This window comes from Streptomyces spirodelae (assembly GCF_017676385.1).
Lineage (GTDB): Bacteria > Actinomycetota > Actinomycetes > Streptomycetales > Streptomycetaceae > Streptomyces > Streptomyces spirodelae.
The window spans coordinates 1-12,603 of sequence record NZ_JAFFZN010000004.1 but is presented as its reverse complement, the minus strand read 5'-3'; the positions used below and the strand labels follow the sequence as shown (position 1 = coordinate 12,603).

The following is a 12,603-nucleotide window of genomic DNA, read 5'->3' as shown; positions in this document are numbered from 1 at the left end:
GGACAGCGGAAAGGACATCGGGGTGGCGGTAACCACTGATCGGCCCGCGGGCGAGGAGTCGTCCGGGAAGACGGGCAGAGCCGGACACGCACGGGGATCGATCGTCGTGGCCTGGATGAGCACCACCGATCACAAGAAGATCGGCTCCCTGTACATGAGCACGGCCTTCGTCTTCTTTCTGCTCGGCGGCCTGCTCGCGCTCGGCATGCGGATCGAGCTGGCCCGGCCCGGTCTGCAACTGCTGTCGAACGAGCAGTACAACCAGGCGTTCACCATGCACGGCACGATCATGATGCTGATGTTCGCCACCCCGCTGTTCGCCGGTTTCGCCAACGCGATCATGCCGTTGCAGATCGGCTCACCGGACGTGGCCTTTCCGCGGCTGAACATGCTCTCGTACTGGCTGTTCCTGTTCGGCTCGCTCATCGCCGTGGCGGGATTCCTCACCCCTCAGGGCGCGGCGGACTTCGGCTGGTTCGCCTACACGCCGCTGTCGGCCGAGGTCAGATCGCCCGGCCTGGGCGGCGATCTGTGGGTGATGGGGCTCGCCATGTCGGGCTTCGGCACCATCCTCGGAGCGGTCAATTTCATGGCCACCATCGTGTGCATGCGGGCGCCCGGAATGACGATGTTCCGCATGCCCATCTTCAGCTGGAATGTGCTGCTGACCAGCGTGCTGGTCATCATGGCCTTCCCTGTGCTCGCGGCCTCGCTCTTCGCGCTCGAGGCCGACCGGAAGTTCGGCGCCCACATCTACGACGCCGCCAACGGCGGCCCGCTGCTGTGGCAGCACCTCTTCTGGTTCTTCGGCCATCCCGAGGTCTATATCGTCGCCCTGCCCTTCTTCGGCGTGATCACCGAGATCATCCCCGTCTTCGCCCGCAAGCCGATCTTCGGCTATGTCGGACTCATCGGTGCCACCATCGCCATCGCCGGGCTCTCGGTCACCGTCTGGGCGCACCACATGTTCCCCACCGGCGCAGTCCTGCTGCCCTTCTTCTCCTTCATGTCCTTCCTGATCGCGGTGCCCACCGGGGTGAAGTTCTTCAACTGGATCGGCACCATGTGGAAGAGTTCGCTCTCCTTCGAGACCCCGATGCTGTGGGCCGTCGGGTTTCTGGTCACCTTCTTGTTCGGCGGACTGACCGGCGTTCTCCTGGCCTCGCCCCCGCTCGACTTCCACGTCACGGACAGCTACTTCGTCGTGGCCCACTTCCACTACGTCCTGTTCGGGACGGTGGTGTTCGCGATGTTCGGCGGTTTCCACTTCTGGTGGCCGAAATTCACCGGCCGCATGCTCGACGAACGCCTCGGCAAAATCCACTTCTGGACCCTGTTCGTCGGATTCCACACCACGTTCCTGGTCCAGCACTGGCTCGGCGCCGAAGGCATGCCTCGCAGATACGCCGACTATCTGGCCGCCGACGGCTTCACCGCTCTCAACACCGTCTCCAGCATCGGCGCCTTCCTCCTGGGGCTGTCCACCTTCCCGTTCCTCTACAATGTCTGGAAGACCACGAAGTACGGCGAGAAGGTCACCGTCGACGACCCGTGGGGCTTCGGCCGCTCGTTGGAATGGGCCACCTCCTGCCCTCCGCCCCGGCACAATTTCCTCGCCCTGCCCAGAATCCGTTCCGAGTCCCCCGCCTTCGACCTCCACCATCCCGAGACCTCGGAGATCGACCAGATCGAGAACATCGATCGCCGCGACGTCGTCGAAGCCGGAGAAGGAGTGGCCGGCCCTTGGGGAGGACAGGAGGGGAGGCAGGGTGAACAGTGAGCGCAAGGGCGGACAGAAGCCGTCGCCCGGCCCGCAACCGCCGAGCCGCTCCGTCGAGAGCGACCGGCCCCGCAGCACCGACGGGACCGACCGGACCGACACGGCCGGCGAGGCCGCACGTGGAGTCGCGGAGCTGGAGCGCTACCTCCTCCGGCAGACCGAGACACACAACGCCCAGCAGGACGCCGCCTGTTTCACGGCCGAACTGCCGTGGCTGACGTCCGCACAGCGCGAGCAGATCATCCGCCTCTACGTACGCGAGCGCCGAGCCCTCGCCCGGCGGACACACGGGCTGGTCGAGACCGCTCTCGAAGAGCGCACAGCGGAGCTTCACGCCGCCTACGCCATTCTGCGGCGCCGCATGTGTGTGACGGTCAGCGTGCTCATCAGCGTCCTCACCTTCGCCCTGTGCCTGCTCACCCTCACCGCACTGGTGTGACCCTGGACCGTCCCGGTGCGACCTCCGGGATCGCCGCCGTCCTGCGCTGAAGCGCGTGCCGGTCCGGCTCAGCGCGGAGTCCGGGCGGCGCCGCCCCTCCGCAGCAGGTCGACCACCTGGGTGTGCAGAGCGGCCAGTCCGCCGGGCGGGAGAGGTACGGGGCTGCCGGTGAGGGTGTACCACTCCTCAGCGCCGGTGTACTGGACGTCGATCGCCCCGCGTCCACCGGGCGCCGAGCGGGTCACGACAGTCACCTCGCCGGTGATGACGCCCACCTCGTCGGTCATCACGCCGCCCGGCCCGGCCTGGACCCGGTCCTCGTACCGGTCCGGGCCGCGGCCGGACCCGCGGCCGCTGTCGGGTTGCGTGCCGCGGCCCGTCATCGGTCGCAGGTGTCCAGCATGTCGCCGAGCTCTTTCTTCTCGGCCCGGGTGGCCGTCAGCTCGTAGGTGGCTTTCACCGCGGTCCAGGCCCGCGCGTAGGTGCACCAGGAGGATTTGGCCGGCGGCTGCCACTCCTCCGGCCCCTGGTCGCCCTTGGTCCGGTTGGTGGAGGCGGTCACGGCCAGCAGCTGAGGGTGAGTCAGGTCGTTGGCGAACGCCTCGCGCTTGTTCTGCGGCCAGGCGTCGGCTCCCGAGCGCCAGGCGTTGGCCAGCGGGACCATGTGGTCGATGTCCAGCTCCGAGGCGTCGGTGACCTTCTCGCCGTCGTAGAGGCTGGTCCAGCGGCCGGAGACGGCCCGGCACTCCGCGTCGCGCTCGACGTCCGTGCCGGAGCGGGAAAGGACCTTCTCGCGGGTGTCGCAGCGGTCGCCCTGCGCGCTCCAGTGCGGGAATCCGGCCCGGCTGTAACCGGACATCGAACCGTGCGGCGCCACTTTCAGTTCGGACAGCTGATGTCGGGCCTTCCTCGCTGACGGCACGCCCGGCAGGCCCTTCTCACCGGCCACCCGGTCGCCGCCGGCCGGGCTGGAGGCGGGTGGCTTGTCCTCCGCGGGCGGCGCACTGTCCTCGCCCTCCGGCGAGCAGCCGGCGACCACGAGCACGACCAGAAGCGCCGCTCCCCTACCCCACCTCGGCAGACGCCTCATGACCCTCCCGCATCCTCACCGTTCCCGTTCGACGGCTCTCCTGCGGAGACTAACCCGCGCAGAACCGGGTCCCATACGCAGGGACCCACGAAGGGCCTCACGCCGGGACCCCCGAAGGGCCCCGAAGGGACGGTGCCGGGACGGCGCCGGGACGGCGCAGGCGAAGCCTCCCCCTCCCGTTCCGCCGTGCGGGACAACTTCCCCCGCAGAGGTGCTATTTCTCACACTGTGTTCACCGGAACACCGGGCGCAAGCCACACCCCATCCGGTTCGGCACCCCATCCTCTGTGCAGCTCACGAGCCCAACGGTGCCTCGCTTGTTAGGCGTTGATCGTTTCTGGTTATGCTGCATCAGCCCAGCCTCGGCATGACGGAGTCTCACCGAGTTCCCCGGTCACATCGTGTCCTGCTGCGGGGCCCCGGAGAGACGGGGTGAGACCCGTCGCGCAGGACCGGAGGTGGACTCGTTGCTCCACACATCGCCCCTTTGCTCAGTCTGTCGAACGATTTGAGGACGCTGATGATGCCCACGGGATCGTCGCCCGGAGGTCAACGGTCCGCCCAACTGTTGTGGTGGCTGCCCACCCTCGCCATGGCCCTCGCCACGACCGTCGCGGCCGTCCAGGTCCCCGGGGACGCCCGTGCCGCAGTCATCGGCTGCGGAGCTCTGGGCACGGCCGCCGTCGCACTCACTGCGGGCGAACTGTTCCGCAGGAACCGCGCTCTGGCCCAGGTGCGGGCCCAGTACGCGGAGCAGCAGCAGCTGCTCCAGTACCACCTGCGGCAGCAGGAGGCGGCGACCGTGCAGCTGGCCAAGGAGCGGCTGCCCGAGGCGGTGGAGCGGCTGCGCCGGGGCGAGTTCGCCGAGGAAGTGGTGCGCTCCCTGGCGGCTACCGGCCCTGAGTCGGGGCTCGGAGCCGAGTTCGAGGCGGCCCACCACGAGTTGCTGCGCTCGGTGGTCGAGGCGGTGCGCGCCGAGGAGTCCCTGCGTGACTCCGCGCAGCGCGGTGTCGTCAACATCGCCCGCCGCGTCCAGGCGATCGTGCACCGGCAGGCCACCGACCTGCGGGAGATGGAGGAACGTCACGGCGGTAGCGGCGAGTTCTTCGCCGACCTGCTGCGGCTGGACCACAGCAACGCCCTGATCAGCCGGCTCGCCGACACCATCGCGGTACTCGGCGGTGCGCGTCCGGGCCGGCAGTGGAGCCGGGCCGTACCGATCTACAGCGTGCTGCGCGGCGCCATGTCGCGGATCGCCGACTACCAGCGGGTATCGCTGCACTCGGTCGCGGAAGTCGCCGTCGTGGGCCGTGCCGTGGAGCCGCTGATCCACGCGCTGGCGGAGCTGCTGGACAACGCCACCACCTACTCGCCGCCGCAGACCCGGGTCCATCTGACGGCGAGCGAGGTGCACGCGGGCATCGCCATCGAGATCGAGGACGGCGGGTTCGGGCTGAGCGAGGAGGCCAGGGAGCGGGCCGAGCACATGCTCAAGACCGCCCGCGAGGGCATCGACCTGAACGACCTCGGGGAGGCGCCGCGGCTGGGCCTGACCGTGGTGGGGCGCCTGGCCCAGGAGTACGACTTCCAGGTGTCGCTGGCGCCCTCCGCCTACGGGGGCGTGCGCGCGGTTCTCGTCGTCCCGCACGATCTGATCACCACCGCGCCCGCGAGCGGGCGCGCCCACGGTATCGGCGCCACCTCCGGGCAGCGCCCCTCCGACCGCGACCGGACCGCACCATCCGCGGCACCGGCCGGGAAACTCGCGCCGCCGACCGCCGGCCCCGGGGAGCAGGAGCGGATGGACGAGGAAGAGGAGACGCCACAGGTCGTCGAGCGCACGGCCAGCGGGTTGCCCCAACGCCGTAGCCGCCGCGGCCGGTCCGGCAGCCGCCCGGCGACCGGCACCCCCGCGCCGGAGCGGGAACAGCGGGAGGCGGCAGCACCGGAGGATCCCGCGCCCGGGATGTGGATGGGTGCTTTTCAAGAAGGTCTGTCCGGCAAGCGATCGGCAGCGGCTGCCGCCCAGGGACACAGCGACACGACGTCGAATGAAGGTGAGTAAGCGATGGTTCGGCAGCCCGACATGGACTGGATGCTTAAGGACTTGGCGGAGAGCGTCCCGCAGACTCGCCATGTCGTCCTCCTGTCCTCGGACGGCTTGTGCATGGCCCAGTGCCCTCAGGAGGAGGACACGTCCGACCGGCTGGCAGCGATCGGAGCGGGCCTCCAGAGCCTGGCCGGGGCGGCCGCCCAGGAATTCCCGCACAGCAGTGGCCGGATGCGGATGGTCGTCATCGAAGTGGACGGCGGCTTCCTCCACCTGATGGCGGCAGGTGAGGGAGCGCATCTGGTCGTGCTGGTCGACGAAGGCGTCGACATGGGCCTGGTGGGGCAGCAGATGCGGGATCTCGTCGCCCGTATCGGCGCCCACCTCACCAGCCCGCCACGTGGCGACCGGCTGGCGCGATGACGGCGGATGAGGAATGGGACGAGGGCACCCCGGAGCGGCTTTACATCCTTACGGGCGGGCGCAGCGGGTCCGAGGACGCCGGTTTGGACCTGGTCACGCTGATCGTGGCCCGGACCCCGCCCAGGATCGGCATGCAGCCGGAGCACGAATCCATCCTGCGGGTGTGCGAGTCCCCGCTGTCCGTGGTCGAGATCTCGGCACACCTGGAACTCCCGGTGAGCATCGTCACGGTCCTGCTCGCGGATCTCTTGGCCGAAGAACATGTGGAAGCCAGGGCGCCTGCCCCGTCTCTTCCCGACATCGACATCATCAAGGCGGTGATCCATGGTCTCCAGAACCTCTGAGACGGTGGCGGGGCCTCGGACCGAGGACGCGCTGCCCTCGTCGGCCACCTCTGCTGTCAAGATCGTCATCGTGGGCGGCTTCGGCGTGGGCAAGACGACCCTGGTCCGCTCGGTCAGTGAGATCCGGCCGCTGACGACCGAGGAGACGATGACGCAGGCGAGCGTCAGCGTCGACGACCTCGCCGGCGTCGAGCGCAAGAACATGACGACCGTTGCCATGGACTTCGGCCGGATCAGCCTCAACGACGAACTGGTGCTGTACGTCTTCGGCACGCCGGGTCAGCAGCGCTTCTGGTTCCTGTGGAACGGCCTGTTCGAGGGCGCGTTGGGCGCCGTGGTACTGGTGGACACCCGGCGTCTGGAGGCGAGCTTCGACGTGCTCGGCCGGCTGGAGGAGTCGCAGACGCCGTTCGTCGTGGCCGTCAACGCGTTCGACGAGGCGCCCTCCTACTCCGACGACGAGCTGCGCGAGGCGCTGGACCTGACCAACGACGTACCGCTCCTGGTGTGCGACGCGCGCAGCCGGGAGTCCAGCAAGGACGTCCTGCTGGCTCTGATGCGGTACCTGTACTCCCTCGCCAAGCCATCGGAGGCGATGTGAACGCGCAACCCCCTCATTCGCCGGACGAGCCGACCGGGCCGCAGGCAGCGTCTCCGCCCCCGTCACCGGGCGGCGAGCCGGTGGGCGCGGCCCTCTCCCCGCCGCCGGGCTGCCCCGCGCACTCCGGTGGAGCAGGCGGCGGCAGCGCCGAGCTGCGCCGGCTGTTCGGCCCCGAGGCCGAGGCCGACCCCATGGCACTGTACGAGAAGCTGCGCGCCGAACACGGCCCGGTCGCCCCCGTGCTGCTGCCGGGGGACGTACGCGCGTGGCTGGTGCTCGGCCACCGCGAGATCCTCGAAGTGGCACGCACACCGTCGCTGTTCTCCCGCGATTCGCGTCACTGGCGCGCCATGCGGGAGGGCCGGATCGGTCCGGACCATCCTCTGGCTCCGGTGACCATGTGGCAGCCGCTGTGCGTGTTCGCGGACGGGGTGGAGCACCGGCGGCTGCGCCAGGCGCTCACCGACAGCCTGTCCCGCTTCGAGTCGCGCGGCATCCGCCGCTATGTCATCCGCTTCACCCATCAGCTCATCGACGAGTTCGAGGACGCAGGACACGCGGACCTGGTCGAGCAGTTCGCCGAGCAGCTTCCGCTGCGCGTCGTCACACAGCTGTTCGGCATGGAGGAGGAGTACGGACCCCGACTGGTCCAGGCAGCCAAGGACTTGATCAAGGGCACCGAGACCGCCGTCGAGAGCAACAACTTCATCACCGAGACACTTCAGCGGCTGGTGGACCGCAAGCGGGTGAGCCCAGGGCACGATGTGGGTTCCAAACTCATCGAGCATCCGGCCCGACTGACCGACGAGGAGGTGCGGGAGCACCTGCGGCTGACGCTGGTCGCAGCCAACGAGCCGACGGTGAACCTGATCGCCAACACCCTGCGGCTGCTGCTGACCGACCGCAGGTTCCGGGCAACTCTGGCAGGCGGGCACACGACACTGCCCGACGCGCTGGAGCAGGTCCTGTGGGACGAGCCGCCGCAGACGACGACCATCGGCCGCTGGGCCACGGGCGACACACAGCTGGCGGGACGGCAGATCAAGACCGGCGACCTGCTCGTCCTCGGGCTCGCCGCCGGTAACCGGGACCCGGCCGTCCGGCCCAACCTGTCGGTTCCCCTGCACGGCAACCGCTCCCATCTGGCCTTCGCCGCCGGACCGCACGAGTGCCCGGGCCGGGACCTGGGCCGCGCGATCGCGGACACCGGCATCGATACGCTGCTCTCCCGGCTGCCGGACATCCGGCTGACCGTCCCGAAAGAGGAGCTGCGCCGGGACAACGCCCTGATGTCCCAGCGGCTGGTCTCGCTGCCCACATCGTTCACCCCGCCCCGCCGGGCGGGGCGGCCCAAGGCGGGTGAGAACGGGCCGGCCACCCGGCAGCCGCTGCCGCCCCCGGTGTCCCAGCCTCATACGGACACGCCTCACCAGAAACGGCTGTCGGTGTCCACCGGCCCGACCGGAACGGTCGCGGGTGCCCAACCTCCGGACAAGCCGAACCGCGCCTCACGGTGGGCGACGGTGCGGCGACGTGTGAGAAACGGCCGGTAGCAGCGGCCTCCCGAGGGTCCAGGTCCTATGGGACTGCTGTTACGCGAATAGCCTGTTGTTGAAGTGGATACATATGAGCGGGAGAGGGGTCACACCACGCCAACCACTCCCTGCCGCTTACCGACCCGCCCCCCCGGGGGGCGGGTCGTGGCATGAGTGCTTGCCGTCATGCCCAGCGCCGCCAGCGTCAACCGGTGTGCCGCTGGGGACTTCTCGTGAGTTCGGGCACGAAGCGGCTTGGGCCGCAGGACGACTGAGGTGATCGACAGTGGAACACGGTGTGCTCATCCCACCCGTCTATTCTCCGATTTCCCCCGCTATACATCCCCGGCACCAGCTGATCAACCAGCAGACCGCAGACTGGGCCCGGAACTTCCGTATCGGCTCTCCCGAACTCCGCGAGAAACTGATCGGACACGACATCGGCACCTTTGCCGCCCGCATCCTCCCCGGCGGTGACGAGGAAGTAATCTCGCTCCTCGCCGACTTCGTCCTCTGGCTCTTCGGCGTCGACGACGGTCACTGCGAGGAGGGAGAACTCGGAACCGACCCCAAACAGCTCGTCCCCGAACTCTCCCGGCTGCTGCGCATAGCCCAGAACCCCGAAGTGTCCATGCTCACCGAGGACTCGCTGGCCGCCGGGCTGCGGGACCTGCGTCGCCGTATGGACCAGCGAGCGACCCCCGGTCAAGTGGCGCGCTGGGTGGACGCGCTGCGCGAGTACTTCCTCTCGGTGGTGTGGGAGGCGTCGCACCGCAATGAGGGCACCGTGCCCGGCCTCAACGACTACACCCTGATGCGGCTGTACGACGGCGCCACCTCCGTTGTCATGCCACTGCTGGAGATGGGGTACGGCTACGAACTCCAGCCGCACGAGCGGGACAGCACCCCCGTGCGGGCCGCCGCCGAGATGGCCTATTTCGTCATCACATGGGACAATGACCTCTTTTCGCACCACAAGGAATCCCGAGGGCAGCAGTACTACCTCAACGTACTGCGCGTGCTCGAACACCACCACGGACTGGCGCCGGAAGACGCCCTGGACACCGCCGTCGCCCAACGTGACCGCGTCATGTGCCTCTTCCTGCGGATGTGCGCCGGGCTGAACGCCTCCGGCAGCCCCCAACTGCGCCAGTACCTCGAAAGCCTCGGCTCCTTCATCCGCGCAGCACAGGACTGGGGCATCTCCTCGCACCGGTACACCACCCCGGAAGACCCAGCCGACCTGCCCACCACGTTCCGGGACACCCCCACCGACGACAGCACCGAGCCGCTCGGCATCCCGGCTGTCGCCTGGTGGTGGGACGCCGTGCCCGACGAACCGGCGCCCGTCCTCGCCCAGAGCGCCCAGCCCGCCGAAGTCGGCACCGGGACGGGACTCCCCCGCCTCCCGGTCACCGACCGGCTGGCCGCGGTCGGAAACCGCAGCCGGACCCGCGCCTGAACAAGCAGCCATGAGGCTGAGGAAGAGGAGCGTCCTTTGAGCACCGCGTTGCGCGCGATACCCCGGGCTCCCGGGCGACTGCCGCTGATCGGCCACGTCGTCCCCCTCCTGCGCCGGCCGCTCGACTTCGTGCAGTCCCTGCGGTCGGCCGGTGACCTGGTCCGGGTGCATCTCGGCACTCTGCCCGTCTACTTCGTCACCAGTGCCGACCTCACCCACGAGCTTCTCGTCACCAAGGCCCGGCACGTGGAGAAGGGCAGGTTCTTCGTCCGGGCCCGTATTCTGATCGGAGACTCGCTGCCGACCGCTCCGGCACACATCCACCGGCCGCACCGCCGGTTGATGCAGCCGGCTTTCCACCGGGAGCGGATTGCCGGGTACGTCCGGGTGATGGCCGCTCGAGCCCGGGCCATGACCGATGCCTGGGCTCCGGGGCAGACCGTCGCCGTCGACGAGGAGCTGATCGATTTCTCGGTCGGCACGCTGGCCGAAACCATGTTCTCGACAGACATCACTCCCGCCGCCGCGGAGTCGGTACGCAGGGATGTACCGGTGCTGCTGAAGACCGCGATGTTCCGCGCGGTGACGCCGAAGCTGCTGGACCGGCTACCGATCCCGGCCAACCGGAAGTTCGACAGAGCGGCCGTCCGGCTGCGCGAAGTCATCGACGAGGTCATCGCCGCGTACCGGAAGCACGACGAAACCGAGGGCGAAGACCTGCTGTCCACCCTGCTCGCCGCCCGTGACAGCGATACCGGAGAGGCTCTCAGTGACCGCGAGGTGCGCGACGAGTTGGTCGCCATCCTCTTCGCCGGCACGGAGACCACGGCATCGACCCTCGCCTGGGCCTTCCACGAACTGGCCGCCCATCCCGAGGTCGAGAACCGTCTCCTGGACGAGATCAGGACCGTGGTGGGGGACCGTCCCGTCACCTTCGAGGATCTGCCCAAGCTGGAATACACCGACCGAGTAGTGCGCGAGGTCTCGCGTCTGCACTCGATCCCGCTGCTGATGCGCCGCGTGGCCACACCCGTCGAACTCGGCGGTGTGGAGCTGCCGGTCGGCACCGAGATCGCGTTCAGTCTCTACGCGCTGCACCGCGATCCCCGGCTGTACGAGGCACCCGAGCGGTTCGACCCGGACCGCTGGCTGCCGGAGCGCAGCGAGGGCCGGCCGCGCGAGAGCTACATCCCCTTCGGGGCCGGCAACCGGAAGTGCATCGGGGACGGCTTCGCCTGGACGGAGATCGTCATCACGCTGGCCACCGTGCTGGCCCGGTGGCGGATGGAGCCGCTGCCCGGCCACTCCGTCCGGGAAGTGGCCTCGGCGGTCGCGCACCCCGACCGGCTGCCCATGCGGGCGGTTCCACGGGCTGCGACGGCCTGAGCCGGGCAACACCGCCGGTGCCCACACGGACGCGTGACGTGTGGGCACCGGCGGCTACTCGGCGTGCTCGACTCCGAGGTCTCCGTCATCCAGCCGACCGCCCGGTCGTGAGGATTGTCTCTTCCCGCGACAACGACGCGATCGCCGCTCCCGCAACGGCCGCGCGCCGCGTAAGCTCGCGCGTCGGGCAGGGGTACGGCGCTCGCGTACAGCCGCGGGCCGTTCACGGAACGCGACCGGGGTTCCCCCTCCCTCCCCCGCCATGGAAGGTGCGCGCATCGGAGCCCGCACCCGGCACCGGGCCATCGGCGCCTGTACGGCCGCCCAGCGGTATCTCCCGGCGCGGTCGCACCGCACTCGCCCCGGTTCCTCGGTGCCCGACTCGCATGCCACTCAGTACGCCCGTCGCGACCACGACCAAGCACCGAACGGGGAGACCCGCATGAGGAAGAGCAGAGGTCTGACGCACACCGACCCGAGCGGCGGCTCCGGCACTCCCGACGGCCGTGGCGATCTCGGCAGCCCGCGGGACGGCATACCGCACGCCTCGGCCGGGCCGCGCGGCCGCGCACGCCGCCTGTGCAGGTGGGGCGCGCTCGCCCTGCTGGTCGCCGTGCTGGCCGGTGGAACGACCGCCGGGACGCTTGCCGCGGCGGACGGAGCCGCGGCCACCACCGCGCACGCCAGGGTCGGCGGCTCCCAGGTGACGTGCAGCTCGGACGACGGCGGTCTCGCCGACCGGTTGTCCCGGAGGATGGCCACGGCGCTGCGCGAGCGCCACGGCAGCACGGCGGTCGCGCTCTACGACCGCTCGACCGACACCTCGTGCACCTACCGTGCGCACTCCCGGTACGACTCGGCGAGCGTGGTGAAGGCCACTCTGCTCGGCGCACTGCTGCGGCAGGCCGAGGAGGACCATCACCGCAAGCTCACTCCGGTGGAGAAGAAACGCGCAACCGCCATGATCACCAAGTCCGACAACGACTCCACCACCGCGCTCTGGCGCGAGGTCTCACGCGGCGGCGTGCAGCACTTCCTCGACCTTGCCCGTATGAGGGACACCGAGCCGGGCCGCCACGGCTACTGGGGCCTCACCCAGATCACGGCGCATGACGAGGTCAAGCTGCTGAAGCTGCTCACCTCGCGCAACCGGGTACTGGACGCCAAGTCCCGCGCCTACGCGCTCCGTCTGATGAACAAGGTCGACGACGGTCAGCGCTGGGGCACTCCCGCCGGGGCACCGAAGGACGCGACCGTGCATGTGAAGAACGGCTGGCTGTCGCGCGCCGAGCACGGCTGGCGCGTCAACAGCGTCGGGGCCTTCACGGGTAGCGGCCACGACTACGGCATCGCGGTCCTCTCGCAGGACAACAAGACGATGGACCGCGGTATCGAGACCGTGGAGGCCGCCTCCCGTGCCATCCACCGCGAACTTGCCGCGACCGGCACCCACTGACTCACAGGGGTCGACACCCTGGTGGATGCCATGCCGG

Annotated in this window: 12 protein-coding genes; 10 read left to right on the top strand and 2 right to left on the bottom strand. The window is 69.4% G+C overall.

Annotated elements, in window-relative coordinates; genetic code table 11:
- The first annotated feature begins 100 nt into the window (after window positions 1-100).
- Together ctaD and JW592_RS05965 are read left to right on the top strand one after the other, a co-directional pair.
- A complete protein-coding gene (ctaD, locus tag JW592_RS05970; protein ID WP_307805320.1) occupies window positions 101-1,780 on the top strand; it encodes an aa3-type cytochrome oxidase subunit I in 1,680 nt (559 codons plus the stop codon).
- Window positions 1,770-2,219, top strand: a complete 450-nt coding sequence (locus JW592_RS05965) for a hypothetical protein (protein WP_209263837.1) — start codon at window positions 1,770-1,772, stop codon at window positions 2,217-2,219. The genes ctaD and JW592_RS05965 overlap by 11 nt, the downstream gene beginning before the upstream one ends.
- A 68-nt stretch (window positions 2,220-2,287) precedes the next feature.
- Here JW592_RS05965 and JW592_RS05960 read toward each other — a convergent pair whose 3' ends face one another.
- Together JW592_RS05960 and JW592_RS05955 are read right to left on the bottom strand one after the other, a co-directional pair.
- Window positions 2,288-2,602, bottom strand: a complete 315-nt coding sequence (locus JW592_RS05960) for a hypothetical protein (protein ID WP_209263836.1) — start codon at window positions 2,600-2,602, stop codon at window positions 2,288-2,290.
- Window positions 2,599-3,309: an HNH endonuclease family protein gene (locus JW592_RS05955; RefSeq protein ID WP_209263835.1), complete on the bottom strand. Its 711-nt coding sequence runs from the start codon at window positions 3,307-3,309 to the stop codon at window positions 2,599-2,601. The genes JW592_RS05960 and JW592_RS05955 overlap by 4 nt, the downstream gene beginning before the upstream one ends.
- A 520-nt stretch (window positions 3,310-3,829) precedes the next feature.
- Here JW592_RS05955 and JW592_RS05950 point away from each other — a divergent pair.
- The 8 genes from JW592_RS05950 (at window position 3,830) to JW592_RS05915 (ending at window position 12,566) form a co-directional block, all read left to right on the top strand.
- Complete coding sequence (locus JW592_RS05950) at window positions 3,830-5,374, top strand: sensor histidine kinase (protein WP_209263834.1); 1,545 nt, start codon at window positions 3,830-3,832, stop codon at window positions 5,372-5,374.
- Window positions 5,375-5,377: 3 nt separating this feature from the next.
- On the top strand, window positions 5,378-5,782 hold the full coding sequence (locus JW592_RS05945; protein WP_209263833.1) for a roadblock/LC7 domain-containing protein: 405 nt from the start codon (window positions 5,378-5,380) through the stop codon (window positions 5,780-5,782).
- Window positions 5,779-6,126 (top strand): DUF742 domain-containing protein, encoded by a 348-nt coding sequence (locus JW592_RS05940; RefSeq protein ID WP_209263832.1) that lies wholly within the window; start codon window positions 5,779-5,781, stop codon window positions 6,124-6,126. The genes JW592_RS05945 and JW592_RS05940 overlap by 4 nt, the downstream gene beginning before the upstream one ends.
- A complete protein-coding gene (locus JW592_RS05935) occupies window positions 6,107-6,727 on the top strand; it encodes a GTP-binding protein (RefSeq protein ID WP_209263831.1) in 621 nt (206 codons plus the stop codon). Before JW592_RS05940 ends, JW592_RS05935 begins: the two co-directional genes overlap by 20 nt.
- Before the next feature lie 80 nt (window positions 6,728-6,807).
- Window positions 6,808-8,280: a cytochrome P450 gene (locus tag JW592_RS05930; protein WP_307805319.1), complete on the top strand. Its 1,473-nt coding sequence runs from the start codon at window positions 6,808-6,810 to the stop codon at window positions 8,278-8,280.
- Window positions 8,281-8,548: 268 nt separating this feature from the next.
- Window positions 8,549-9,724, top strand: coding sequence for a selina-4(15),7(11)-diene synthase (locus JW592_RS05925; protein ID WP_209263829.1), 1,176 nt, complete (start codon window positions 8,549-8,551; stop codon window positions 9,722-9,724).
- A 36-nt stretch (window positions 9,725-9,760) separates the two neighbouring features.
- Window positions 9,761-11,110 (top strand): cytochrome P450, encoded by a 1,350-nt coding sequence (locus tag JW592_RS05920; protein WP_229375276.1) that lies wholly within the window; start codon window positions 9,761-9,763, stop codon window positions 11,108-11,110.
- Window positions 11,111-11,552: 442 nt separating this feature from the next.
- A complete protein-coding gene (locus tag JW592_RS05915; protein ID WP_209263828.1) occupies window positions 11,553-12,566 on the top strand; it encodes a serine hydrolase in 1,014 nt (337 codons plus the stop codon).
- Window positions 12,567-12,603 lie beyond the last annotated feature (37 nt).